Origin of the sequence: Actinoallomurus purpureus (assembly GCF_024055795.1) — a bacterium.
In the GTDB taxonomy this organism is placed as follows: Bacteria; Actinomycetota; Actinomycetes; order Streptosporangiales; family Streptosporangiaceae; genus Actinoallomurus; species Actinoallomurus purpureus.
On sequence record NZ_JAMXMY010000015.1, the window covers coordinates 172,499 to 198,434 of the forward strand.

Below are 25,936 nucleotides of genomic sequence, written 5' to 3' on the forward strand. Positions count from 1 at the left end.
ACCGCGGTGAATCTTCCTCCGCAGGCGCCGCCGGTGCATCGGCCCGCGCTGGTGGACCCCGCCAGCACGGTGGACCTGGACCCGCCCACCCCCGAGCATCTGGCCCGGGTCCGCGCCTACCTGACCTACAGCGCCAACTTCAACGATCCGCAGGCCTACACCCTGCCGACCTACCAGCAGGCGATGCTCAGCGCAACTAGCTGACCGCCGTCCAGCATCTGGCAGAGGAGCCGTCGCCGATGTCCGATCCCCGGTCTGCCGCCGCCCGCGCCGGGCGGGCACCCGCCATGACACCGGGGCGAGGTCACCGATGACACCACAGCCGCGCCCGCCAGGCCCCCACCGCACCCACCCTCAGCCGGGCACCGCGCCGACGCCTTGGCTGCGCGGCCTGTTCCCGGCCGAGGCCGTCGCCGGTGTCACCGAACTGTGGCGGCACACCCGCGGTGACCCGGCCATCACCATCGGCGTCTACGACGGCCCGCCCGAGACCACCCACCCCTTCCTGACCGGCGCCGACGTGCACACCCGCACCCCCTGGTGGCTACCCCCCGCACTCGCCGACCCCAAGATGGTCGAACACGGCACCTACACCGCCAGCGTGCTGTTCGGCCAGCCCGACAGCCCCCTGCCCGGCCTGGCCCCCCACTGCCGGGGCCTCTTCCTGGCCGCCCCCGGCGACGAGGACACCCCGCCCGACCCGCTGAACGCGGCCCGGGCCATCGACGAACTCCTGGACGCCGGAGCCGACATCATCCAATTCATCCCCGCCTACCACACCGCCTCCCGCGACGCCGACGACCTGTTCAAACGCGCCGTCGCGCGCGCCATTGCAGCGGGTGTGCTCATCACCGCCCCCGCCGGCAACGACTACGGCCGCTGCGGCATCGCCCCCGCCATCCTGCCCGGCGTCCTCGCCGTCGGCGCACGCCGCCTCAACGGCGAGATGTACAAGTTCAGCAACTGGGGAATCCCGTACCACGGACACGGCATCGTCGCCCCCGGCGGAGACGTCCTGGGCGCTCTGCCCGGCGGCGGCGTCAAAGCCCAAAAAGGCACCTGCGTCGCCGTCTCCCTCGTCACCGGCGCCGCCGCCCTCCTCCTCAGCCTGCAACGCCACACCGGACACCCCGCCAATCCCACGGCCGTACGCGATGCACTCCTGCGCACCGCCCGCCCCTGCACCCCCGGCCAATCCCACGGCCAACCCGAACGCTGCCTGAACGGCACCCTCGACCTCCCAGCCGCCACCCACCTCATCCTGTCCACCCGGAAAACCCGCTCTGACCAGGCGTAATCGGCTGGCCGGACGGATCGAAGTACCGGGCGGTCTGGGTGGATGGGTCCGGGTCCGTAAACTCCCAGCCCCACCGACCACTCCGCAGCAAGACCGCGCAGGTCAACACCCCGACCCTATTTTCGTGCGGCACAAGGAACACCCGGGCCCGTGGAACCCCGCCCACGCAGCGCGACAGCTGGGCACCACCCCTGACCACGACCTGAAAACAACAAGCCGACCGGGTCGCTACGCGACCCAACCGGCCTCACGAAAGATCGAGGCTAGAGGCTTTCCAGCCCCCAAAGGTTGGACATCGCCATCAGAAACCAAATCCGCAGACAGCCGCACACTCAGCCAGGCCCGCCTCACATCGACGTTAACCGCCGACGGCGGCACCACGCAGCACACCGCTTAGGCACTTCATAGGCACGCGATCGGCACCCTATGCCGATCGCATTGCCCACGTCCTCTCGCCGCCGAGCCTCGGCGCTCATCTGAGAACTGCCGGCTCCCCCGACCATCGACTAGCCCAGGCATGACCTGACAGTGCTCCCGGAATGCTCCCCATCCGTGCTCCCGTGCTCCCTCCAGGAGCGGGGAGCATCGGGAGCACGCATGGTCGCTGAACTTTCCTGAACCGACGTCAAGGAGTGTCATTGATACCCGCTGACCTGCCGTTTCTCGAAAAGCCGCAGGTCAACTATTGATCGGGACGACATTGACACGGTAGAGGTCACCGACACCGGCGGCCCGCCCGAAAGCCCCCAAACCATGCAGGTCAGCGACCCCTACCCCAGGCGGACAGTCCCCCGGCAGTCATTTCACCGCTCGTGACGCCCCTGCAGCAGCCGACCGCTACCCGTCCGTGAGTTGTGGTCAGCATCCGCGGGTTGTGGTCAGCAAGCGGTTGCCATCCCTTCGCCTGAACCTGGCGCGCACGACCACCCGCTGAAGCCCGGACGGCGAGCCACTCCGGACGTCCTGTGCCCCATCCCGCCACGACATGCCTAGCGGTTAGGGGTCAGCACGAAGTCAGCACCGCGTTGGGAACCGACGGGAAACGATGGGGTCTGACAAGCAATCGCTGATCGACGTGCAGCGTGATCAAACCCAGCACAGACGACCACGCGCAATACATCTGACCTGCGAAGACGCTAGCGGACCGGCAATCCTGTGATCGTGCGGCCGATGACGAGGCGCTGGATCTCCGACGTGCCCTCGAAGATGGTGAAGATCTTGCTGTCGCGGTGCCAGCGTTCGACCGGGTACTCGCGGGTGTAGCCGTTGCCGCCGAGGATCTGGATGGCGTCCTCGGTGACGCGTACGGCGGTCTCGCCGGCGTGCAGCTTGGCCATCGAGCCCTCGGCGCTGGAGAACTCCTTGCCGTTGCGCCCCATCCACGCGGCGCGCCAGACGAGGAGGCGGGAGGCGTCGATCTGGGTCTTCATGTCGGCCAGCTTGAAGGCGATGGCCTGGAAGTCACCGATCTTCTTGCCGAACTGCTCGCGCTCGCGGGCGTAGTCGCGCGCGTACTCGTACGCGGCGCGTGCGATGCCGACCGCCATGGCGCCGACCGTCGGGCGGGACGCCTCGAAGGTGCGCAGGGCGGCCTGGCCGGCGGCGCGCTTGCCCTCGCGGACGCGGGCGAGCCGCTCGTCGAGCTTCTCCTTGCCCCCGACGAGGCAGGAGCCCGGGACGCGGACGTTGTCGAGGATCACCTCGGCGGTGTGGGAGGCCCGGATGCCGTGCTTCTTGAACTTCTGTCCCTGGGACAGGCCGGGCGTGCCGGGCGGCACGATGAAGTTGGCCTGACCGCGGGTGCCGAGTTCGGGGTCGACGGAGGCGACGATGACGTGGACGTTGGCGATGCCGCCGTTGGTGGCCCAGGTCTTGGTGCCGTTGATGACCCACTCGTCCTTGGCCTCGTCGTACGCCGCGCGGGTGCGGATCGAGCCGACGTCGGAGCCGGCGTCGGGCTCGGAGGCGCAGAACGCGCCGAGCTTGATGTCGTCTTCGGTGCCGAACATCTGCGGGATCCACTCGCCGATCTGCTCGGGCAGCCCGGTGGCGGCGACGGACACGGCCGCCAGTCCCGAGCCGACGAGTGACAGGCCGATGCCGCCGTCGCCCCAGAACAGCTCCTCGAACGCGACCGGGATGCCGAGCCCGGACGGCTCCATCCACTGCCCGGCGAAGAAGTCGAGGGAGTACAGCCCGATCTTGGCCGCCTCCTGCAGGATCGGCCAGGGGGTCTCCTCCCGCTCGTCCCATTCCTGGCCGGCGGGCCGGATGACGTCTCTGGCGAACTCGTGCACCCACTCCTGCACCGCCTGAACGTCCTCGTTCAGCCCGAGCGAGAAGGGCGAGGGGCCGTCGTCCGACATGGTTCCTCCGTTCACGGCCGGCCAGGGCGGCGGGCAGCGCTATTGGACCGACTGTCCCGCTCACCCTAGCGGCCGGGGTGCTACCGTCGGTAACAGGGTGGCGAGTGTCACAATAAGGCCTGAAGAGATTTGACTCGGTGCGGCGAGAGTCACGAGGCTGTAACAAGCGGTACCCCCCGCACGAGGTAAGAGATAACTTATTGCCGAATCCGCCCCTCGTGGCCCTGGCCGCCCCGAAGAACGGGAGTCTGAGTGGGTCTGCCCGGTTCCCCCCGCCGTCGGGATTCCCGCCCCACCCGCGTGCTGGTGTTCGGCGCGGCCGTCCTGGCCGTCGTGCTGGTCGCCGCCCTCGCCGCCGTCTTCTGGCCCGACGGCGAGCAGACACGTGTCACCGCCTACTTCGAGCGCGCCACGGGCGTCTACCGCGGCACCGAGGTCCGCGTGCTCGGTGTGAAGGTCGGCAAGGTCACGCGCGTCACTCCCAAGGGCAACATGGTCGAGGTCGCGATGGCGTTCGACGCCAAGCGCAAGATCCCCGCGAACGCCCAGGCGGTGATCATCGTCCCGTCCCTGGTGGCCGACCGCTACATCCAGTTCACGCCGGTGTACCGGGGCGGCGTGGCGCTCCGGAACGGCGCCACCCTGCCGCTGTCCAGCACGGCCGTCCCGGTGGAGCTGGACGACGCCAACGCCTCGGTCAACGAGCTGGCCAAGGCCCTCGGCCCGCAGGGCGCCAACGCCAAGGGCGCGCTGTCGCGGCTGCTGAAGTCCAGCGCGCAGACCCTCGACGGGCAGGGCGAGAACTTCAAGCAGACCCTCCAGGACCTGTCAGAGGTCAGCCGGATTCTCGCCGACAACCGTGGCGACGCCAGCCAGACCGTGCGCAACCTGGCGAAGATCACTCAGGCGATGGCGGCGAGCGACCGGCAGATCCGGACGTTCTCGGAGAACCTCGCCGCCGTCTCCGGCACGCTCAACGCGGAGCGGACCGAGCTGCGGGCGGCACTGAAGAGCCTGACGGTCGCGCTGCAGGAGGTCTCGGCATTCGTCAAGGAGAACAAGACGCAGATCGCCGCGAACGTCCAGGGGCTCGCCCAGGTGACCGGCATCCTCGTCAAGGAGAAGCAGGCGCTGCAGCAGTTCCTGGACAAGGCCCCCGTCGCGGCCACCAACGCCATGCAGGTCTACGACTACCAGGACGGCACGCTGCACTCCCGGCTCAACCTGATGCAGTCGCAGAACATCGCCATGTGGCTGTGCTCGCTGGCGTACTCCCTCGGCGCTCCGCCCAAGCAGTGCGAGACGCTGCTCAAGCCGCTCAACGCCCTGGGCACGCCGCTCAGCAAGATCGGCCTGGACCTGTCGGGACTGACCGCGGCCACGACGCACTACGACGTGCAGCCACCACCGCCGGACGCCTACGGCAGCGGCTCCGCCCCCGCGTCGACGAAGGGCAAGACGACCAAGAAGACGACGCAGCCGGGGGCCAACCCCGACCCGACCTTCGGCGGGATCCTGGCACCTCCGTCGACCGGCTGAGCCCTCCGCGACTCGCGCGACCCTCGCGACCGCGCAACCCTCGCGACCGGCCGAGCCTCTCTCAAGCTCCGGCGACCGGTCGGACGCGCCCCCGCCCGGCGACCCCGAGTGAGCCGTAGGGCGCGGCTCAGGCGGCCGAGTCGCTGTAGGCGTGGACCTCCACCATCGGCGGGCGTTCCCCGACCGAGACGTCGCGGACCCGTGCCTGGTGGCCGTCGCCGTCCCGGCGGAACTGCGTCAGCATGGTCGACGGCGGCTCAAGCGGGACGATCCTGCCCTGCCGGTCGAGCCGGGACCACGCGGTCTGCATGATCTGACCGGCCATGCCGCCGAGGGCCTCGGACGACTGGTGGCTGTGCTCGCGGGTGCCGAGGTCGACCTGGACCATCGCGTCCAGGCCCGCGACCTCGAGCACGTCGATGAGGAGGCCGAGCTCGACGCCGTACCCGGTGACGAACGGGACGCGTTCGAGGAGGGCGCGCCGGCCGGCGTACTCACCGCCCAGCGGCTGGACGAACCCGGCGAGGAGCGGCCAGTGCATGTTGATCAGCGGGCGGGCGACCAGCTCGGTCACCCGGCCGCCGCCGCTCGGGACGGAGACGCCGCCGGTGTTCAGCGGGCGGTCGTAGCAGGCCTTGACGTACTCGACGGACGGGTCGGTGAGCAGCGGGCCGAGCAGCCCGGTGACGAACGACGACGAGAAGTTGCGGAGGTCCGCGTCGACGAACACCACGACGTCGCCGCGGGCGACGTGCAGCGACTTCCACAGCGCCTCGCCCTTGCCGGTCAGCGGCGGCAGGTCGGGCAGCACCGCGTCCTGGGCGACGACGCGCGCGCCGGCGGCGGCGGCGACCTCGGCCGTGTCATCGACGGAACGGGAGTCGATGACGAGGATCTCGTCGACGAGCGGGGCGCGCTCGACGAGGTCTCGCCGTATCGTCGCGACGATCTCACCGACCGTCTCGCGTTCGTTCCGGGCAGGCAGCACGACGCTCACCGTCGTCTCGCCCTTGGCGGCCAAGAGCCGGTCCACCGGCCAGTCCGCCGCGGAGCTCATGCGGTTGCGCAGCCACGCCTGTACCTGGGGCAGCACCTGATCGTCCCCTCTCCTGCGTCAGCACTCCGGCCTATTGACACCCGTCCGGGTTTCACCATCGTTTCGGCGGCATCACAGCCAGGGGAAACATGGTGCCACCGGGTCACGCGTCGGCGTGCTGCTCCAGAAACGCGTACACGTCGGACTCGTCCACTCCGGGGAACGCGCCCGGCGGCAGGACCGCCAGGACGTGCGAGTGGGCGCGCGCCGACGGCCAGGCGTGGCCCTCCCACCGGCGGGCCAGCTCGGCCGGGGGCCGCTGGCAGCAGTCGCCGTCCGGGCACGCCGACCTGACCCGGCGGTTCGTCTCCCGGCCGCGGAACCACCGGGAGTGCTCGAAGGGCACGCCGAGCGTGATGGCGAAGTCCCGGTCGTGGCTGGGGTCGATGTGCGACAGGCACCAGTACGTTCCGGTGGGGGTGTCGGTGTACTGGTAGTAGACCGAGAACCGGTCGGCGGCGGCGAAGACCCGTCGCCCGGCCCACTGGCGGCACATCCGCTGTCCCTCGATCGCGCCGTGCTCGTCGGCGGGGAAGATCAGGCCGTCATTGGCGTACGCCTTGTAGATGGTGCCGCTCTCGTCGTTCTTGGTGAAGTGCACCGGCAGGTCGAGATGGTGGGTCACGAGGTTGGTGAACCGGTGCGCGGCCATCTCGTACGAGACGGAGAACACGTCGCACAGGTCCTCGATGGACAGCTCCCGATCCGCCTTGGCCTCCTGGAGGTACGGCACGACCGTCCGCTCGGGCAGGAGGCTCGCGGCGGCGTAGTAGTTCGCCTCCACCCGCTGCCGGAGGAAGTCGGCGAAGTCCTTGGGCACCGCGTGCTCGAGGGCGATGTGGCCGAGCGTCTGCAGCAGGATCGTACGCGGCGTGTGCATGCCGAGCTGCTCGCGCTCCAGGTAGATCCGGCGGTTGCGCAGGTCGGTGACCGAACGCACCGAGCGCGGCAGGTCCTGGACGTACCGCAGGGTGAAGCCGAAGTGGGTGACGAGCGACAGCAGCATGCCCTGCGACAACGCGCCGCCGCGGTAGCCGGCCGCCTCCAGGGACTTGGCGGCGACCTGCTCGATCTCGCCGAAGTAGTTGCCGCGCTCGTGCATCTGGCGGCGCAGTTCGGCGTTGGCCTTGCGGGCGTCCTCCGGGCTGGCGGTCGGCTTCGTCCGGCCCCGCTTGACCTCTTCGTACATGGCGAGGAGGTGCTCGAGGACGTCATTGGGCACCCGCTTGCCGACCTTGAGGTGGGGCAGGCCGAGCGCACGGTAGACGGGGTCGCGCTGGGCCTCCTCCAGGGCGATCTCCAGCTGGGCGCGCCGATTCGGCGGCTGCTTGCGGAGAAGCTCCTCGACGGGAACCTCGAGCGCCGAGGCGAGCGCCTGGAGCAGGGACAGCTTCGGTTCGCGCCGCCCGTTCTCCAGCAGGGAGAGCTGGGATGGTGCCCGCCCGACGCGTTCTCCCAGCTCAGAGAGGGTGTAGCCACGTGCACGCCGGAGGTGCCGAAGCCGTTGGCCGAACGTCACGAGGTCTAGACCATTCGTCAAGTTCAGCGCTTCTTCTTTTTGAAAGCCCGTCACGGCTTCATAATAGCGAAACTTATGCACTTCTTCTTGTTACTGGCTAGTTCACTTATCGGGTCTACGGCCAGAGAGTAGGACACAAGCACCCAGGGGACGACAGAGGAGGGCAGTATCCATGAGCAACCGTCGCCTCAAGGGAGCAGCCGAAGAGCTGCAACGTCAGTGGAAGACCGACCCTCGGTGGGCCGGCATCGAGCGGACCTACACCGCCGACGAGGTCATCCGCCTGCGCGGCTCGGTTCAGGAGGAGCACACGCTCGCCCGCCTCGGCGCTGAGCGCCTCTGGAAGCTGCTCCACGAAGGGGAGTACATCAACGCGCTCGGCGCGCTGACCGGGAACCAGGCCGTCCAGCAGGTGCGGGCGGGCCTCAAGGCGATCTACCTGTCCGGCTGGCAGGTGGCGGCCGACGCGAACCTCGGCGGGCACACGTACCCCGACCAGAGCCTCTACCCGGCCAACTCGGTCCCCGCCGTCGTGCGCCGCATCAACAACGCGCTGCTGCGCGCCGACCAGATCACCTGGGCGGAGGGTGACGAGTCCGCCCCGCACTGGCTGGCGCCGATCGTCGCCGACGCCGAGGCGGGCTTCGGCGGAGTGCTGAACGCGTACGAGCTGATGAAGGGCATGATCGCCGCCGGTGCGGCGGGTGTGCACTGGGAGGACCAGCTCGCGTCGGAGAAGAAGTGCGGTCACCTCGGCGGGAAGGTTCTCATCCCGACCGGCCAGCACATCAAGACGCTGAACGCCGCCCGCCTGGCCGCCGATGTCGCGGGCGTCCCGTCACTGATCATCGCGCGGACCGACGCCCAGGCCGCGACGCTGCTGACGAGCGACGTCGACGAGCGCGACCGGCGCTTCGTGACCGGCGACCGCACCGCCGAGGGCTTCTACCGTGTGCGCAACGGCCTCGAGGCGTGCATCGCCCGCGGCCTGGCGTACGCGCCGCACTCCGACCTGCTGTGGATGGAGACCGGCACGCCGGACCTGGAGGTGGCACGGCGCTTCGCCGAGGCGATCAAGGCGGAGTACCCGGACCAGATGCTGGCCTACAACTGCTCGCCGTCGTTCAACTGGAAGCAGCACCTGGACGACTCCACGATCGCTAAGTTCCAGCGTGAGCTCGGCCACATGGGCTACACGTTCCAGTTCATCACCCTGGCCGGCTTCCACTCGCTGAACTACTCGATGTTCCACCTCGCCAAGGGCTACGCCCAGGACGGCATGACGTCCTACGTCGAGCTGCAGGAGGCGGAGTTCGCCTCCGAGAGGGACGGCTACACCGCCACCAAGCACCAGCGCGAGGTCGGCACCGGTTACTTCGACCTGGTCAGCACGGCGATCGCGCCCGACTCCTCGACGGTGGCACTGAAGGGCTCCACCGAAGAGGAGCAGTTCGTCCCGGCCGACTGAGAACTACTGACTCCAGGTCGACGCGGCGGCCCCCGGATGATTCCGGGGGCCGCCGCGTGCGTTTATTCCGGCCCAATTCGGCCAATCCCGCAGCAGGCCGCCTCTGGCCGTGACTGGTCAGCTGCTTTAGAACGCTACCGGCGGCTGATCAAACGCATGCCCAAAGGCAAGGCCTTGGTCGCACTCGCCCGCTCCATCCTGACCATCATCTGGCACCTACTGTCCGACCCTGCCGCCCGCTACACCGACCTCGGCACCGATTTCTATGCCAGTCGCGTCGATACCAGCCGCAAGACCCGCAGCCTCATCCATCAACTCGACGCCCTCGGCCACAAGGTCACCCTCACCCCCGCCGAGACCGCCTGACCCAAACCACTCCCTGCCAGATCCCCGCACCGAGCTCACCGGTCGGGGCCCGCTGCCGCGCGCGTAGCCGAGGTCATGGTTATCCGATCAGCCTGAGTCAGCTGGTGATCTCGTAGCCGGCGCAGTCTCCGGCCACGTACCGCAATCGGGCGAGTCGCCGCAGATCCGGAGCGGGCCGGTCCTGGTCGCGGTCGACGAACAGCCAGCGGACGCCGTACGTGACGCGTAGGCGTCGCACCGTTTCGGACGATGGATGGTTGAAGGCCGCCTCGTTGTCGGCAAGTCGCCGTCGATCCCAGAAGGGTACTGAATCGTCGGGTATTCCCCGTTTCGCCGCCTTCGTTGCCGCCGGGCAACCTGGTAAAGCCATTGTGAGCGATGCCGCCTGGGGACTGGGCCAGTGCGTCGCGACGCTCGGCGTGCTGTCGGTCACCGCAAAACTCACTTGGGTGTTTCTGGCCTGGGGCATCGGTGGACTCATCGCCACCGGTATCGCGATCGGCCAGGTCGGCGTACTGCCGCGCATCCTGTCCGCGGCCGACTGGCTTCGGGAGTATGGTGACCTGTCCCGTCCGTACCTGGTCGAGGGCGTGGTGCTCACCGTCTGCGGGTACACAAAGAACGACCTTGCGGAAAGAGTATCCGTCGAGACGATGGCGGTCGGCGAGGCGAACGGATCGGTGACGATGTACCTGGCGAAGGGCATCGGGCACCATTCCACCGACACTGCTCATCGAATACAGCCCGGCCGGGTTGTTGAACTGCAGTTTCTCACCAGACGAGTTTCTCGATCTCATCTTTGGCAACTACCGCCATGTGTTCCTTATCAATAAGCTGACATTCCGTGCCTGCCGAAAGCAAGAGATCCTGCGCCTCGGCATCAGAGAAGGCCTCGGCGCAAACCTTCTGGCGCTCAACAACGACGACCACCTGGCGATCGCCGACGTTGCATCCCACCAGAAGGCACATCGCGCTTAGTACTGCAACGGCACTCAAGTGGGTGGGTATCCGCGTCGTTTGTAGTGGCTGAGGCGGGCCTGGTGCTGGCGTCTGCGGCGCCAGATGGACCAGGACCATACGTGTTCGGCGGTATGGGTGGATCGCAGAGCCAAGTTGATCAACAGGCGGCGGATTTCCGGTAGCGTGAAGTTGATCACGCCTGTCTCAGCGGTGCCAGCGCCCCTTTTGTGGCCAGGGATCGGGCCACCGCCAGCCAGGCGTGGGCGAGCATCGACAAGGTGATGTGGGCCCGCCAGGCCCGCCAAGTACGGACCTGATATGTGGCGGGTGGCCAGTACGTGTGCCGCGTCGTGGGTTTCCAGTTGACCTGGCCGTAGGCCTCGTCGGCGGTGGCGTCAGTTCGGGATCTCATAGACGGCGCAGGCGCCGGCCTCGTGCCGCAACCAGGCGAATCTACCCAGGCCCGGAGCGGGCCGGTCATAGCTCCTGTCGACGAAGAGCCAGCGGACACCGTACGCGTCGCGTAGCCGCCGCACCGTCTCGGACGAGGGACGGTGGAATGCCGCATCGTTGTCCGCCAGCCGCCGTCGATCCCAGAACGGGACCGTCTCGTCGGGAACGTTCCGCTTCATCGCTTCCGCGTGCGTTTTCAGCTCAAATCCCCAATCTTCGACCAGAATACGTCGCTCCGTATACGCCGATACGGCAAAGAAGTTTCGATTGTGGCACTCATTTGTGCAGACCGAGTTGGTGGCTACCAGATCGTCAGGGCGTGAGTGGTCCCGCAGCCACCGCCCTGCCTCGAGGATTCCGGAGCTGATCGTCGTCCTCGGAAGAGGCGGGGAAGCCGGCCCCTGCCACATCTGGCGGACGTGGAACAGACTCGCAGGAAGGGCCATCCCGGTAAAGAAGGCGACAACGAACGCCGGCGACAGCGGCCGCAGGACACGGTGCCGGCGTCCGAGCATGGCCAGGACCACCACGAACACTCCAGTGATCGCCACGAGCGCGACGAACGGACCGAGGATCCGCAGCACCGCCACATCCGCCGTGGGCCTGGTGCTTCCATCCAGCTCGCGGACTGCCAGAAATGTGACGACTCCACCCCCTGCCGCGCTGAGAAGCGCGACTCGAAAACCCGGGGTGATCCGCTCGCGGAATACGGTGGCCAGCCCGCAGGCGGCCGCCAGGGAAATGTACGGAATCACACCGTTGTAGAAGAACAGCTGAGAACTGCCGGGGAAACGCAGAATCATGCCGGCGGCGACTCCGGCCACACTCATCCCGAGGATTAGGAGAATCGGTGGGTCGCAGAAGGTCTTCCGCCGGACGGCAAGACCGAATACGCCGGCCCAGATGCAGACCCTGCCGAAGGCGCTGAGCAACGCCACAAGGGCCTCCAACGCCACGGGGGGATCGGGAGTAGATGCGGTTTCCGCGGCCACCGTCGCGAAGGCCGACCCGGGGTGCACGATCATGCCGTCAGATTGGCCGCCGAACAGCACGAACTGCGCGATCAGCACGGATGGCATCGCGGCCAGAATCGCCACGACGGCAGGCCGGTGAAGCCGCCGCTGCGCCACCATCGTCGCGATCACCACGGCGGAGAGCCCGGCTAGGAGAATGGGAAGAAAGACGGCCTTCCCCCCCATCACCGCCATGAGCAAGGTGACGAACAGCGTCCAGGGGCCGGCACCCGATCTCGGCTGGCGGAGAATGTCCACGAGCAGCAGGACGACAGGGGCGAACAACATCACACCGAACCCGTGCGTGGGGCTGTACCACGCGACTTCGTCGGGCGACAGGAGGTGGGCCCCGAGAGACGGTGCCCACACGTAGGGAGTCGGCGCCCATGCGAGAAAGGCGATCCCGAGGGCCGCCAGTCCCGGCCACCACCGGCCGGTCAACCGCCGCCCGATGGCGAAGAACAGAACAAGCGACGCCGCCAGGATCGGCAGCATGAACAGTCGATACACCAGAGTCTGCGGCTCGATCCCGGTCACCCAGCTGGTGGCCGCCATGTCGGCGTAGGCGAACCAGTGGTAATAGAGCGGCTCGCCGGCAACGGACGGATAGGCTGGGGGCATGTGGTACTTCAGCTCGCCGACGAGGCCGAGGTGGAAAGGCAGGTCGACGTAGGGCCTCGCATATCCCGGCCAGGCCAGCCCGTGATGGCGGAAGAACGCGGATCCACTCGAGAGTACGGTGAACGCGATCAGAACCGCGGTACCCCAGGCGTACGGCGCCGGGACTCGAACGGTGTTCCCCGCTCCTCGCCAGAACCGCCGTAGTGCCGGTACGACCAGGAACGCGGCGACGGTGACGCCCGGCCACACGAGCACCAACAACGGATACCCGGCCCACCGTGCCGGCACGTAGCCGAGCACAATGATCGCGTGACCGAGCACCGTGCCGGCCGCCACCTCCTCGGCGAAAAACCGCGATCCGCCGCGGCAAGCACGCCAGAGCAGCACTCCCGGTACCGTTTTTCCCAGAATCACGGAGGCGCCGAACACCGCCGTATCTCGGAAAGAGACATCGTAATAACGAAGAACCGCAACAGTCACCGCAAGGACAAGCGCCGTAGGGACCCAGCCCGATCGCAGCAGATTCATCGGCCGTCGCCTCGGACGATCCGACCGCGCTGGTACCACTTTTTGACGAACCGCCTGCGCCTCTGTCATTATCGCTCCTTCAACGTTTGCCGCAAAAGAAAAAACACGGCGCACACCAACGCAGCAACAAGCTTTTGAATAGATCTCCAGGTCCGCACGTTTCGGTTCAATCTTTTCGGGCTTCGTGGTCCCTTCGCCAAGGTGAACGGCAAATGGATGACGGTGCTCCGCACGAGTATCGAACCAGCGGAAGGTCAGCGGGTGGAGTGTGCTGACGGACCGATCTGGATCACTGAAGCGACATCGGCGATGCCCCCTGATCGCTAGTGCACTGAGTCGTTAATTCGGCCGCTCTTCTGAGTGAATAAGGGGATCAGTCTTTGCGGATGTATAGGTTGCCCTGGTCGGTTGTGGTGAGCAACCGGAGTCGGTCCGGCCTGAGCTTCAGCGCGGTTGCCTCTGTCACGAGTAGATAGCGTGACCGGACCGTTTGATCGTTCTCTCGCAAGTGCAGCGTCAGGCCGAGGCCGGCGGGTACGTTCACAAGTCCGGGTCCGAAATTGGCGCGGTCGACCAGAATCGTGTTCTCCCATGCCGACGCGCCCGGCTTGTAAGCGAGATAGCGGCTAAGTGCGGTGGTCTTCGTATCCACAGGCACGAAGTGCCGATAGTGGATTTCGGAGAAAATGGGTCCGACCGCGCCGACGACGGCCACGTTGGTGGCCACTGCGCTGATCACGACGGTCCGCTCGGAGCGAGCCAGCGCAACCAGCGCCGAGAGCAGCACATGTGGGGCGAGAACCCGGTAGTCACGCCAGTCGAAGATGTCGTACACCCCCATCAACAGGATCAGCAGCGGCACGAGGTTGAGGAGATGGAACGTGCGGGCGGCCAAGCCTTCGCGGTGATCGGCGTCGCTACCGCGAAGGTGACGGACAACGCCGGTGATGGCCGCCACGACGATCAGCAACAGCGCTGCCCGCAGCCCCAGTTCGAGCCAGTTGCCCTCGGCGAGCTTCTTGGTGCTGCTGCAGAAGTGCCAGAGGAACAGCTTTACCGCGGCCAGTGGAGAGCGGGTGGCCAACTCCGTGAGTTGTGCGACGAAGCCTGGATAGGGCGTTGACACGGCACTCGAGACCCAGAAGGCTGCAACGATGATCGGACTCGCCTTGACGGCCGCCCATCTGAGCCGCCGGCCAGAGAGCTCCGCGCCGCGCAGGAAGAACAGCGGTACGAACAGCAGCGCCCATGTCGGCCGCAGCAGGGAGGCCAACGCGAGCAGGGCGACCGCGGCGGTATAGAACGTGCGGCTCGTGTCCGGGCCGCGGCGCAACAGCAGGAAGAACAGCCCGGCCAGAGCGGCGGCGAACGCCTGGTGAAAGGTCTCCTGCATGGTGGTCGTCAGATACAGCATCAGCGGCCAGAACGTGAGCACAAGCACTCCGGTCAGCACGGCTCTCATCCTGCCTGCCCTGGTCAGCGCGAGGTAGCTGAAGATCGCCACCGCTATGACGGCCATATTGATCACCGGGCCCGAGAACGGGCGCCATCCGGCGATCGATCCGATGCCCGCCAGAAGCATCGGGTATGCAGGCCCATGTGAGCCGAAGTGGAGAAAGGGAAATTCAGCATGCGTCTCGTCGACACCGTAAACGCCACCTGCGAAGCCGACCGTCCGGAATGTCGCAGCCTGATGCCAGTAGTCGATCTCGTCCGACATTACGGGGGTAAAATCGAGCAGGCTCGCGTTGAAGTAGTGTCGCACGAGAAATGTTACGACGAGCGCAGGAGAAATGGCAATAACCACCCATAGTGCCGTATTTATCCATCGGCTTTCCAGAAGCCGGCGTTGGCCGTGATCTGTCAGCGGATCCTGGGTGTCACCCCGCTGCTCCACATTCGAAGATGTAATTCCGGAAGCAAGATGAGTCGACTCCTCCGCCGCTGCTTGGTCGCTCATGACATGAACGATAGCCAGCCGGCCAAGAGACAACCCGGAGCTCCGGTTTTGAGCAGTGTCATGTTTTTGTATCGTCGCCGTGAACCACCGTCGATTATCCGGGGTTGTGGCCGGTGGTGGGCGCGAGCGCACGCCGAGCCGAACAGACCCGCGAACGCGCCGTCGCCGCGTTGCGCCGGATGGACGCCACCGGCCGGCGGTTCACCTTCGACGCCGTCGCCCGCGATGCCCTGTTGACTGAACAAGATCGGGAATTTCGGCAGTTCAACGGGTAGGTGGCTGTTTCTGGCGGTACGTTCTCGGCCCATGATCGGATATGGTGTTCCGAAGCGGGATCTGGCGGGGCTGGTTGTGCCTCAGTCGGGTCGGCCGGTGGCCACGGGTAACCGGTACGAGCCCTTTCATCTGCTTGGCCCCGATGGGACGGTGGTGGAGGCTGTCACCGAGTACTTCCGGGATCTGCTGGCACCCACGCCATCCCAAGATCGCCGATGCGGATCACCGCACCTTAGCGATCAATGCCTCAAGTAGGTGAGACAAATCAGCGAATGCCTCGTGATCAACGAGACCGCCTCAGGTTCGATGGGACAGGACAGTTGGCCGTTAACGAAGAGTCTCGACCGTCGTTAACGTAACAACAACAGAGTGATGATCTTGCAAAAACAAGACAGTATGGCTAATCTCCAAGGTAAATATTGCCATCGCTCGCAGAATACGAGCAACATCGTGCGAATCGGCAGCAGTCGGCGCGACACTCCCAGACCACGGCGGATCTCCATACTCCAGAAACCGTCTCAGGCGACAAAGGGTGGAGTGACTGGTCAGCTGCTTTAGGTTGTGTGAGCTGTATTTCAGGCGGCGGAGGGCAGCCAGGGGTGCCGGGTAGTGAGCCGGGTGAGGGCGTCGAACAGGCCAAGGCCGTGTTTGGCGGTGGTGGCCAGGTAGGAGCGGATGGCGCAGAACTGCTCGGCTCCGGTGAACGCGCGCAGGCAGCCTGAGACCTACTGCCGGATCTTGATCATCCGAATCTCGCGTTCGGCTGCGCTGTTATCGAACGGCACCCGCGCGTCAATGGTGAACCGCAGGTGGTCGTCGTGCTTGTCGAGCAGTCGGCGTGCCAGCGCGTTATGGTCTTTTTCCCGGTTGGAAGCGCGTGCCGCAGTGGCCCGGACTCCCCGTCGGGCGCAGACGCACTTGCCGGCCGAGGCCGAGTGCCATCGCAGCCGGGACGCGAATGACGATCGCAGCGATGTCCGGACCGTACTGCACCGGCGCATCTGCTCGCCGTCGTTCAACTGGAAGCAGCACCTGGACGACTCCACGATCGCTAAGTTCCAGCGTGAGCTCGGCCACATGGGCTACACGTTCCAGTTCATCACCCTGGCCGGCTTCCACTCGCTGAACTACTCGATGTTCCACCTCGCCAAGGGCTACGCCCAGGACGGCATGACGTCCTACGTGGAGCTGCAGGAGGCGGAGTTCGCCTCCGAGAGGGACGGCTACACCGCCACCAAGCACCAGCGCGAGGTCGGCACCGGTTACTTCGACCGGGTCAGCACGGCGATCGCGCCCGACTCCTCGACGGTGGCACTGAAGGGCTCCACCGAAGAGGAGCAGTTCGTCAGCGCCCACTGAGAACCGTCCCAGGTCGGCGCGGTGGCCCCCGGCGATGCCGGGGGCCATCGCATGTTCTATTCCGGTCTTGTCGGCAAATAGGGGTACAGGCCACCTCTGGCCATAACGTCTGGACAATCCCCCGCACGTACGCCAGAGTCGCTGGGTCCAGTTGATCTTCTGCACAAGGAAACCCCCCACATGCGCAGAACATCCCGTTTGGTGGCCGTCGGTGCGGCTCTCGCCTCCGTGGCGGCCCTCGTTCCGTCCGCGTCCGCCGCGGTGCGGCCTCACTTCTCCCCCGGTGCCCCGGGCATCGGCGACCCGTACTTCCCGCTGGAGGGCAACGGCGGATACGACGCCCTGCACTATGGGCTCAACCTCCAGTACAACCCCTCGACCAAGCGCCTCGACGGCGTCGTCACGCTGACCGCGCGTGCCACGCAGAACCTGTCGCGCTTCGACCTGGACCTGCAGCAGCTGACGGTCACGAAGGTCGCCGTCAACGGACACAAGGCCAAGTTCACCCGCAAGGGCCAGGAACTGGTCATCACGCCGAAGAGCGGCATCAGGAAGAGCAAGCGCTTCACCGCCACGGTGACGTACGGCGGCGTGCCGCAGACTATCGTCGGCTCCCCCGTCGTGTTCGGCTCCCCGTACGGCTTCGTCCACACCGACGACGGGGCGTTCATGGGCGACGAGCCCAACGCCGCGTCGACGTGGTTCCCGAGCAACGACCACCCGGCCGACAAGGCCGCCTTCACCTTCAAGATGACGGTGCCCAAGGGGCTCAGCGTGGTCGCGAACGGGCGGCTGGTCTCGAAGCACACGAAGGGCGCCAAGAGCACTTTCGTCTGGGACGAGAAGGCCCCGATGGCGACCTACCTCGCCACCGCCGACGTCGGCAAGTGGGACTTCAAGAGCGGCAAGACGCCCGGCGGCATCCCGGAGACCATCGCGGTCGACCCGAAGCTCAAGAACCGGGACCCGAACCACCCGGACCCGACCAAGTTCTTCTGGGACACCACGGCCGAGGCGACCGACCTGTGGGTCAAGCAGTACGGGAGGTTCCCCTTCGACTCGACCGGCGCGATCGCCGACCTCGCGACGTACAACGGGAAGACGATCGGCTTCTCCCTGGAGACGCAGACCCGGCCGCTGTACTCCGACGTGCGCAACACGACCTCCATCGCGCACGAGCTCGCGCACCAGTGGTTCGGCGACAGCGTCTCGGTCAAGACCTGGCAGAACATCTGGCTGAACGAGAGCTTCGCGACCTTCTCGCACTTCTACTGGAACGAGAAGCACGGCGGCGCGACCCTGCACGACCAGGCCCGGGCCGTCTACAACAGCCACGCGGCGACCGACAGCTGGTGGAACGTCGTGATCGCCGATCCGAAGCGCGACACCATGTTCCACGACCGCGTCTACAGCGGCGGCGCCATGGTGCTGCAGTTCCTCCGGGAGAAGATCGGTGATGAGGCCTTCTTCAAGACGCTGCGCACCTGGGCGACCCAGCACCGGTACAGCAACGCCACCACCGAGCAGTTCACCGCGCGCGCGCAGAAGATCTCCGGGCAGGACCTGAGCGGGTTCTTCAAGACCTGGCTCTGGTCCCCCGGCAGGCCGGCCCTGCCGCAGGGCTGACCCGCCCCGGCCGGGAACCGTCCCCGGCCGCCGGCCCGTGCACCGCCCCCCGACGCGTGACGTCGGGGGGCGGTCGCTCGTTCCGGGCCCTCCCCGGCCGGGCGGACCGGACGGCATGGAACGGGACTCGGCGGGCGGACGCGCGGGCCCGTTGACGACGTACGCGTCGGCCTGGCGCGGTTCGAGGACCGGCTCCACGTGGGTAGCTCCCAGAAATGAACGAGTTACTCACCGTGAAACAAGGAGCAGTGCCATGAGCGAGCACGTGCTGGAGCCTGCCGCACAGGAGATCGCGGACGCCACGTCCAAGCCGCCGTTCCTGTACGAGCGGGGCGTGGAGGGAGCCCGTAAGGTCCTCGACGACATCCAGGCCGCACCGATCGACAAGCCCGACGTCGACGAAAAATGGATCACCGTTCCGGCGGAGGTCGGCGACGTGCGGGTCCGGATCGTCAAGCCGCCCGGGGCGGCCGGTCCGCTGCCAGCCGTCCTGTACGTCCACGGCGGCGGGTGGATCCTCGGCAACGCCGGCACCCATGACCGCCTGGTCCGTGAACTCGCCGTCGGCGCCGACGCCGCCATCGTCTTCGTCGAGTACGACCGCTCGCCGGAGGCGAAGTACCCGGTGGCGCGAGCAGGCCTACGCCACCGCGCAGTGGATCACCCGGAACGGCGCCGATGAGGGTCTCGACGCCTCTCGCCTCGCCGTCGCCGGCGACTCGGTCGGCGGCAACATGGCCACCGTGCTGACCATCCTCGCCAAGCGGCGTGGTGACGTGACGTTCGTGCACCAGTCGCTGTACTACCCGGTGACCGACGCCGCGCAGGACACCGGCAGCTACCGGGAGTTCGCGGGCGGCCCCTACCTGACCGCGGGCGCCATGGCCTGGTTCTGGAACGCCTACACCACCGATCCCGCTCAGCGCGCGGAGATCACCGCTTCACCGCTCCGCGCCGAACCGCAGGATCTCGCCGGCCTGCCGCCCGCCCTGGTGATCGTCGACGAGAGCGACGTGCTGCGCGACGAGGGCGAGGCCTACGCGCGCCGGCTCACCCAGGCGGGGGTCCCGACCACGAGCGTGCGCTACAACGGCATCATCCACGACTTCATGATGCTCAACCCGGTCCGTACGACCAACGCGGCGACCGCCGCCATCGAGCAGGCCATCCGCACCTTCCGCAACGTCCTGGGAACCGGCTGAGGCCGGTCCGCTCCCGATCGGCCCGCGGAGGGCTCGCGCGCGGCCATGGCGCGGGCGCCGGATCGGCCGTAATCCACCGGCCGATCGGCCGCCCGCGCCGTACGGTGTGAGACCGGCTGCGGGAGGCTGCCGACCGCCTGCGCCCGGCGCCCGGGGCCGTTCGCGCGCATCCACGGCGGTCACGGTCGGTGAGGAAGAGGTCGCCTTGTGGGAGTCCCGGCGCGAGGGTCGGCGCACGGGCGACCCCCTCCCTTCACGCTCCGCTCCGGTACGCCTGGGTCGCGGCGTACGCGTTCCGGCGCTACAGCACCTACCGGATGGCGGCCTTGTCCGCGACGTTCACCAACGGGTTCTCCCTGCCCGAGGTCATGTTCCTGTACGGAACGGCGGGAGTGCCCTTCACGATCGCCGACCTGACCTTCGGCACCGCCGAACGCCTCGGCGAGCTCCGCCCGGCACAGGCGGCTCTAGTTGTGATTTACCGCCTTTCGCGCCGCCAACTCCAGCACTATGGACGCACTGGAAATATGCCTTCTTGTGGCCACGGCCGGTTCGGATGGCCGCCCAGAACGTGATGACGCCGGACACGGCGCATATCCACGAGCCACCCACCTATGCCACTTCAGTCCGAACGGGCACGGATAAAATATCAGTCAACGACAGTCAAGGATCAGAAATTGCCGACCCCTCGAAGCGGCGTGATAGCCTGCGCGATGTTTCTCTATCCGATGTCGGCGGTGCCGTGAGGACAATTCATCACCGACAAGAGAAATGTCCATTCTGCTCGGGGGGAGCCTCATGGGTTCATTCGCTAGAACAGCTGGCGGCATAGCGGCTGCCACGCTGATGGGGGCAGCCGTGGCGACGGCATCGCCGCCCTCGGCCGATGCACAGCAGGTCGTCACGGTGCCGTGCATCGGACCTTCAGGCGGGGCGGCCGGTCTGGTCACGGCGATTCAGAACGCCAACACGGCCGGCCACGGCACGATCAATCTGGCCGCTAACTGCAATTATGACTTCACCGCCCCAACGGACACAACGGGGACACGCGGCGGGGACGCGCTGCCGATCATCAGGGGGGACATCACCATCCTCGGAGGGCCATCCACGCACATTCGGCGCACCGGGGGTCCGGCGTTCCGCCTGTTCGAGGTGGCCGCCGGCGCCCGACTCCTAATCCGCGGAATCTTCATCGAGGGTGGTGACTCCGGGACCAATACCGGGGGTGCCATCCTCAGCGCGCGCGGCACCGTCGTCCTGAAATTCGTCACCGTCAGATACAACACGGCGGACAACGGCGCTGGTCTCAGCAACGACAGCGGCACGATGGTGCTTTATTACACCGTGGTCACCAGCAATACGACCAGGCATCTCAGCGGTGCCGGCGGCGGCGGCGCCGGTATCTACAGCGACGGACGGCTCGACGTGAAGTTCAGCGTGGTCAGCCTCAACACCGCCAACACCAGCGGTGGCGGCGTCTACGCCGAGCAGGGCGGAACCGCCACCTTCTACCGGACGACTCTCAGCGGAAACGTCGCCAGGTTCAACGGGGGCGGGCTGCTGGACGGCCCGGGTGGGCGAGCCACGCTGGTGCTCACGCTCGTCGAGCACAACAGCGCCGGCAATGGTGGCGGAATCTTCCGCACCCCCGCCTCCGGCCCGGTGATCCTGTTCAACAGTGTGGTGGCCGCCAACAACCCCAACAACTGCAGGCCCGTCGGCAGCATTGCGGGCTGCTCCTGACACGAGCGCTCGACCGTCTTCCGCAGCGGTGACAGCACACGGCAATCGGACGGCATGGGGTGGCGGGAACGGACTTCCCGCCACCCCATGCCGTCCGCGGGAGGGCAACACAGTCCGCAGCGACGATCACGGAGCCCGGGAGGCACGGCATGCCGGAAGGCGGCAGGATGACATACCTGGTGACGGGCGGGGCCGGGTTCATCGGATCTCACCTCATCGATGCGCTGCTGGCCCGCGGCGACTCGGTCATCGTCCTCGACAACCTGGCGACGGGGGATCCCGCCAATCTGGACGAGGCCGGCAAACACCCGGGCTTCCGTTTCGTCCACGGCTCGGTACTCGACGACCTGATGGTCGACGAACTCACGCACCAGTGCGATGCCGTGATCCACCTGGCGGCGGCCGTCGGCGTCCGGTTGGTGGTCGAGCAACCCTTGAGGTCGTTGATCACCAATATCCGCGGTTCGCAGATCGTGATCGAGGCGGCGCATCGGTACCGCCGCAAGGTATTGGTGGCCAGCACCTCGGATGTTTACGGAAAGAATTCTCTGGGGCCGCTGCGGGAGACCGCGGACCGGATCCTCGGTCCTCCATCGATCGTGCGCTGGGCGTACAGCACGGCCAAGGCCGTGGACGAGATCCTCGCCAATTGCTATCACCGAGAGCGTGACCTGGCGACGATCATCGTCCGGCTGTTCAACACGGTCGGCCCCCGGCAGAGCCCGGCGTACGGCATGGTCGTTCCGCGGTTGGTCCGTCAGGCGATCCGCGACGAGCCACTGACCGTCTTCGGAGACGGTCGCCAGACACGCTGCTTCACGCACGTCACCGATATCGTGGACGCACTGCTCCGGCTCCTGGACGAACCCGCTGCGATCGGCCAGACCTTCAACGTCGGCTCGTCTCACGAGATCAGTATCCGGGAGCTCGCCGAAAAGATCATCGCACGCGCCGGAAGCGGGTCGCGGATCCAACTGATCCCGTACGACCAGGCGTACGAGTCGGGGTTCGAGGACATGCAGCGGAAGGTCCCCGACACGACCAAGCTGCGGCTCCTGACCGGTTGGATGCCACGGCGCCCGCTCGATGACGTCCTCTCCGACGCCATCGAGCACGCGAAACGCGATCTGGCGGCATGCCGCCGCCTGGCACCGCCACGCGCGACCGCGATCCGGTCCTGATCGCGGCGGACGCACCTTCACGTCAGCGGTCTGCCACCGCCTCAGCCGACCTTTGAGGGCTCGGAGTGGCATGCCGTCCCCCACAGGTAGCGAATGTCGGAATGTCGTGGAATCAGGTGACGCAGCGGAATTCGCGTGACGCGCAGAAACCAGAGGATCTGCAGGACCGCGAGCACGCCGTAACCGGTGCTGGAGGCGAGCGCGGAGCCGACGGTGCCGCACGATGGGATCAGGGCGAGGTTCAGACCGAGGTTGATGGTGAGGGCCACGACCGCCGTCGCGGAATTCAGGAGCGGGCGGTCCAGCCGAAGCAGAAAGGCACCGACCGGTCTGCTGGCCCCGATCAGCCACAGGCCCGGTGCCAGACCGAAAAGCGGGCCGACGCTCCCCGTGAACGCCGGCCCGTAGACCGCTGGAACGACGAACGGCGCGGTGACGCACAGGAGCGCGACAGAGCCGGTTGCGGCGAGCGCGGCGATCCTCGTGGCCTCGGCCGTGAACCCGGCGGCGGCCCTCTCGTCGTACTCCAGTTGCCGGGGCATGGCGAGGTTCGCGACGATGTCAGGAGGGACCCGGCCCAGCTCCATCAGCGTTACCGCCGCCGCGTAGAGCCCCACCTCGGCAGTCGTCGTCATCGCGCCCAGGATCAGGATGTCGGCGCGCAGCAGCAGGAACATCGAGACGAGACCGGTGTGATAGCGCAACCCCAGACGGAGCGCCCGGCGCGCCACACCGACATCGCAGTGCCGCAGCCTCGGGCGAGCGGCGGGCAGGAGAACCGCCAGCGGCAACGCGGCGGACATGGTCCACAGCGCGACGACGCACCAGAGGGACAGCCTTCCCATGGTGGCGAGGCCGACCAGCAACGGGCAGTGCACGCCCACGCTGAGCAGTCCACTCCAGTTGTTGACGTCGATGCGCGCCTTCAGGACCATCAGGCGAGCGAGCAGCTTCTCGGTCATGGCGAAGGGAATCCAGGCCAGCGCCAGGGCCAGCAAGCCGTGATCCGTCACCGGTACGACACCGGGCCCCAGATTCACGACCACGATGCCGGCGGCGACCGCACAGGCACATCCGAGTGCCATGCCGAACAGCAGGCAGTTGGCGGTGATGACAGCGCTGTCGCCAACTCGCGACCACAGCGCGACGTGCGACTCCTCGACCGACAGATGACCAAGGTGCAACGCGACCGTCGCGACGGTTATCAGCACCGCATAGGTACCACGCCCCTCGGGCCCCAGCGACCGATTCACGACCACGCTCATGAGTGCGCCGAGAAGGAATCTGGCGGCATAGATGCCGAGGGTTCGGGCGGCCTGCCGAGCCTCTCGGTTCACCGCGCCGGCCCAGGGACCGTGAAGGCAGCCGATCGATTCACTGCCGGCATCCCGAAGCCGGGGTCGTCCCGGGCGGCGGTGGATCGAGGAAGACACGGCACCACAGTTCGAACTGGATGAGCGCCCAGATCCGGTTGGCGTGGTCTTGTCCGTTCTCGTGACGTCGCAGCAACTCCCTCACCGCCTCGGGCCGGAACAGCCCTCGCGATCTCGCCGTGTCGTCCGTCAACACGTCCCACGAGAGTCCCGACAGTTCGGTGCGGAGCCACCGCGCGAGTGGCACGCCGAACCCCATCTTCGGCCGGGTCACGAGCGCGGGTGGCAGCCATTCCGCGACCGCCTTCTTCAACAGGTATTTCGTCGTGCCCGAACGGACCTTCAGCCGGGCCGGCAGCCCGGCGGCCCACTCCATCAGGTCCTGGTCGAGGAACGGGGAACGCGCCTCCAGGGAGTTGGCCATCGTGGCGATGTCCACCTTTACCAGGAGATCGCCGGGAAGATACGTGTTGACGTCGACGTCCATGACACGGCAGACGTCGGAGTCGGCACGGGAGGCGGCGAACGCGTCGTCGAACAGATCGTAGCTGTCCACCTCCGCCAGCTGCGTACGCAGCGCGTCAGAATACAGAGCCGCCTTCTGCTCGGGAGTGAAGTAGGACATCAGCCGTGCATAGCGCCGCGGCGTCGGGTGACCCAGCAGTTCCACCACCCGGCCCGCCCTTTGAAGCGCCGAGTGCGGGGCACAACGGGCCGAGAGTGAAGAGCCGACCCGGTCGAGCCGACCTCTCAGGAACGAGAACGCGGGAATCCGGCCGGCGTGCGACATGAGCAGATAGCGCCGGTAACCGCCGAACAGCTCATCGCCGCCGTCTCCGTTGAGGATCACCGTCACCTGCTCGCTGCTCATCTGGGCGACATAGAAGGTGGGTATCGCCGAAGAGTCCGCGAACGGCTCGTCATAGTGCCAGGACAGCGTCGGCAGCACGTCGAGCGCCGATGGAGTGACGACCATCTCGTGGTGGTCGGTGGCGTAACGCCGGGCCAGCATGCGCGCGTAATGGCGTTCGTCGAAGTCGTCCTCGTCGAAACCGATGCTGAATGTCTTGATGCGCTCCCCGGTCTGCCGGGCCATCGCGGCGACGACCGCCGACGAGTCGAGCCCACCGGACAGGAAGGCCCCCAGCGGCCGCTCACTCACCATACGGACGCGCGTCGCCTCGAGCAGATGATCGCGCAGCTGTTCGGCGGCCTGCTCTTCGGACGTGATCTCGCGCGGCGTGCAGTCGAGGCGCCAGTAACGACTCGTCACGGCGACGCCGTCCTGCCAGGAGAGCAGGTGGCCCGGCGGCAGTTTGTGAATCCCGCGGAGAATGGACCAAGGGGCGGGTACGTACTGATAAGTAAGATAATGGTGCAGCGCCACCAGGTCGACCTCATGGCGCACCCCAGCATCCTGCATGAGCGCCTTGAGTTCCGAGCCGAACCACAGTGTCTCACCGTCGGAACGCCAGAAAAGCGGCTTCTTGCCCACCCGGTCGCGGGCAAGGAGAAGCCGCTGCCTGGTCTGGTCCCAGATGGCGAACGCGAACATTCCACGAAGCCGGTGGACCAGCTCATCACCGTATTCCTCATACAAGTGCACAAGACACTCGCTATCGCCGTTCGTGGCGAAGCGGTGACCACGGCCATGCAATTCACTACGCAATGCGGTAAAATTGTAGATTTCGCCGTTGAAGACCGCGACCACGGTACGGTCCTCGTTGTAAACCGGCTGGTCACCACCGGCCACGTCGATGATAGCGAGCCGCCGCATGCCGAGCGTGGCGCGCTCGGAATCATGGAAGCCCATGCCATCCGGCCCCCGGTGAGCGAGCACATTGCACATACGGCGGAGAAGGCCGGAATCCGGATGGCCCATCGACACGATTCCCACTATCCCGCACATCGGTGTTTTCAACCCCCACAACTCTGACTTCGCAGCCGCCGCGCCTGACACACAGGCTATTGGCCACGCTGGTCGTCATCA

The 25,936-nt window shown here is 66.8% G+C and carries 22 protein-coding genes and 2 pseudogenes; 14 read left to right on the forward strand and 10 right to left on the reverse strand.

Annotated features, from left to right (window positions below; genetic code table 11):
- Nucleotides 1-6: 6 nt before the first annotated feature.
- Nucleotides 7-204, forward strand: a complete 198-nt coding sequence (locus tag NE236_RS26430; protein ID WP_252844841.1) for a cyanobactin biosynthesis system PatB/AcyB/McaB family protein — start codon at nt 7-9, stop codon at nt 202-204.
- 106 nt (nt 205-310) lie between these two features.
- Nucleotides 311-1,297 carry a S8 family serine peptidase gene (locus tag NE236_RS26435; protein ID WP_252844842.1) on the forward strand — a complete coding sequence of 329 codons (987 nt, stop codon included), beginning with the start codon at nt 311-313 and terminating at the stop codon, nt 1,295-1,297.
- A gap of 1,136 nt (nt 1,298-2,433) precedes the next feature.
- Here NE236_RS26435 and NE236_RS26440 read toward each other — a convergent pair.
- Nucleotides 2,434-3,663, reverse strand: a complete 1,230-nt coding sequence (locus NE236_RS26440; RefSeq protein ID WP_252844843.1) for an acyl-CoA dehydrogenase family protein — start codon at nt 3,661-3,663, stop codon at nt 2,434-2,436.
- Between the two features lie 252 nt (nt 3,664-3,915).
- Between NE236_RS26440 and NE236_RS26445 the strand changes: the two genes are divergently transcribed.
- Complete coding sequence (locus tag NE236_RS26445; protein ID WP_252844844.1) at nt 3,916-5,202, forward strand: MCE family protein; 1,287 nt, start codon at nt 3,916-3,918, stop codon at nt 5,200-5,202.
- 127 nt (nt 5,203-5,329) lie between these two features.
- Here the strand turns inward: NE236_RS26445 and NE236_RS26450 are convergent, their stop codons facing one another.
- Both NE236_RS26450 and NE236_RS26455 read right to left on the reverse strand, forming a co-directional pair.
- Entirely contained in the window at nt 5,330-6,295 is a 966-nt protein-coding gene (locus tag NE236_RS26450) for a glucosyl-3-phosphoglycerate synthase (RefSeq protein ID WP_252844845.1), read from the reverse strand.
- Between the two features lie 106 nt (nt 6,296-6,401).
- Complete coding sequence (locus NE236_RS26455; protein WP_252844846.1) at nt 6,402-7,838, reverse strand: helix-turn-helix transcriptional regulator; 1,437 nt, start codon at nt 7,836-7,838, stop codon at nt 6,402-6,404.
- Nucleotides 7,839-7,989: 151 nt separating this feature from the next.
- Between NE236_RS26455 and aceA the strand changes: the two genes are divergently transcribed.
- Together aceA and NE236_RS26465 are read left to right on the forward strand one after the other, a co-directional pair.
- Nucleotides 7,990-9,285 carry an isocitrate lyase gene (aceA, locus tag NE236_RS26460; RefSeq protein ID WP_252844847.1) on the forward strand — a complete coding sequence of 432 codons (1,296 nt, stop codon included), beginning with the start codon at nt 7,990-7,992 and terminating at the stop codon, nt 9,283-9,285.
- Nucleotides 9,286-9,441: 156 nt separating this feature from the next.
- Nucleotides 9,442-9,651 (forward strand): hypothetical protein, encoded by a 210-nt coding sequence (locus NE236_RS26465; RefSeq protein ID WP_252844848.1) that lies wholly within the window; start codon nt 9,442-9,444, stop codon nt 9,649-9,651.
- A gap of 97 nt (nt 9,652-9,748) precedes the next feature.
- Here the strand turns inward: NE236_RS26465 and NE236_RS26470 are convergent, their stop codons facing one another.
- Nucleotides 9,749-9,889: a hypothetical protein gene (locus NE236_RS26470; RefSeq protein WP_252844849.1), complete on the reverse strand. Its 141-nt coding sequence runs from the start codon at nt 9,887-9,889 to the stop codon at nt 9,749-9,751.
- Between the two features lie 19 nt (nt 9,890-9,908).
- On the opposite strand from NE236_RS26470, the gene NE236_RS26475 reads away from it, so the two are divergent.
- Nucleotides 9,909-10,484, forward strand: a complete 576-nt coding sequence (locus NE236_RS26475) for an MATE family efflux transporter (protein ID WP_252844850.1) — start codon at nt 9,909-9,911, stop codon at nt 10,482-10,484.
- A gap of 320 nt (nt 10,485-10,804) precedes the next feature.
- Here the strand turns inward: NE236_RS26475 and NE236_RS26480 are convergent.
- From NE236_RS26480 to NE236_RS26490, 3 genes and pseudogenes are all read right to left on the reverse strand, one after another.
- A pseudogene (locus NE236_RS26480) lies at nt 10,805-10,930 on the reverse strand (IS701 family transposase); the annotation flags it as partial.
- A gap of 76 nt (nt 10,931-11,006) precedes the next feature.
- Nucleotides 11,007-13,226 (reverse strand): hypothetical protein, encoded by a 2,220-nt coding sequence (locus NE236_RS26485; protein ID WP_252844851.1) that lies wholly within the window; start codon nt 13,224-13,226, stop codon nt 11,007-11,009.
- A gap of 373 nt (nt 13,227-13,599) precedes the next feature.
- The gene (locus tag NE236_RS26490) at nt 13,600-15,186 is read right to left on the reverse strand and encodes a hypothetical protein (RefSeq protein ID WP_252844852.1); all 1,587 of its coding nucleotides are present in this window, start codon (nt 15,184-15,186) and stop codon (nt 13,600-13,602) included.
- A 104-nt stretch (nt 15,187-15,290) separates the two neighbouring features.
- Between NE236_RS26490 and NE236_RS26495 the strand changes: the two genes are divergently transcribed.
- Nucleotides 15,291-15,461 (forward strand): hypothetical protein, encoded by a 171-nt coding sequence (locus tag NE236_RS26495; protein ID WP_252844853.1) that lies wholly within the window; start codon nt 15,291-15,293, stop codon nt 15,459-15,461.
- 726 nt (nt 15,462-16,187) lie between these two features.
- On the opposite strand, the gene NE236_RS45235 is transcribed toward NE236_RS26495, so the two are convergent.
- Nucleotides 16,188-16,541: an IS66 family transposase gene (locus tag NE236_RS45235; protein WP_372494442.1), complete on the reverse strand. Its 354-nt coding sequence runs from the start codon at nt 16,539-16,541 to the stop codon at nt 16,188-16,190.
- Between NE236_RS45235 and NE236_RS26500 the strand changes: the two are divergent.
- The 7 genes and pseudogenes from NE236_RS26500 to NE236_RS26530 all read left to right on the forward strand — a co-directional run.
- Nucleotides 16,465-16,821, forward strand: a pseudogene (locus NE236_RS26500) (isocitrate lyase); the annotation flags it as partial. The gene NE236_RS45235 and the pseudogene NE236_RS26500 sit on opposite strands and share 77 nt — an antisense overlap.
- Nucleotides 16,822-17,001: 180 nt before the next feature.
- Nucleotides 17,002-18,447: a M1 family metallopeptidase gene (locus tag NE236_RS26505; RefSeq protein WP_252844854.1), complete on the forward strand. Its 1,446-nt coding sequence runs from the start codon at nt 17,002-17,004 to the stop codon at nt 18,445-18,447.
- A gap of 253 nt (nt 18,448-18,700) precedes the next feature.
- A complete protein-coding gene (locus tag NE236_RS26510; RefSeq protein ID WP_252844855.1) occupies nt 18,701-19,129 on the forward strand; it encodes an alpha/beta hydrolase in 429 nt (142 codons plus the stop codon).
- Nucleotides 19,107-19,649, forward strand: coding sequence for an alpha/beta hydrolase (locus NE236_RS26515; protein ID WP_252844900.1), 543 nt, complete (start codon nt 19,107-19,109; stop codon nt 19,647-19,649). The genes NE236_RS26510 and NE236_RS26515 overlap by 23 nt, the downstream gene beginning before the upstream one ends.
- A gap of 188 nt (nt 19,650-19,837) precedes the next feature.
- Nucleotides 19,838-20,224 carry a hypothetical protein gene (locus tag NE236_RS26520; RefSeq protein ID WP_252844856.1) on the forward strand — a complete coding sequence of 129 codons (387 nt, stop codon included), beginning with the start codon at nt 19,838-19,840 and terminating at the stop codon, nt 20,222-20,224.
- A 283-nt stretch (nt 20,225-20,507) separates the two neighbouring features.
- On the forward strand, nt 20,508-21,392 hold the full coding sequence (locus NE236_RS26525) for a hypothetical protein (RefSeq protein ID WP_252844857.1): 885 nt from the start codon (nt 20,508-20,510) through the stop codon (nt 21,390-21,392).
- 167 nt (nt 21,393-21,559) lie between these two features.
- Nucleotides 21,560-22,573 carry an NAD-dependent epimerase/dehydratase family protein gene (locus NE236_RS26530; RefSeq protein WP_252844858.1) on the forward strand — a complete coding sequence of 338 codons (1,014 nt, stop codon included), beginning with the start codon at nt 21,560-21,562 and terminating at the stop codon, nt 22,571-22,573.
- 41 nt (nt 22,574-22,614) lie between these two features.
- Here NE236_RS26530 and NE236_RS26535 read toward each other — a convergent pair whose 3' ends face one another.
- Entirely contained in the window at nt 22,615-23,838 is a 1,224-nt protein-coding gene (locus NE236_RS26535) for a lipopolysaccharide biosynthesis protein (RefSeq protein ID WP_252844859.1), read from the reverse strand.
- A gap of 109 nt (nt 23,839-23,947) precedes the next feature.
- Complete coding sequence (asnB, locus tag NE236_RS26540) at nt 23,948-25,855, reverse strand: asparagine synthase (glutamine-hydrolyzing) (protein WP_289850918.1); 1,908 nt, start codon at nt 25,853-25,855, stop codon at nt 23,948-23,950.
- Nucleotides 25,856-25,936 lie beyond the last annotated feature (81 nt).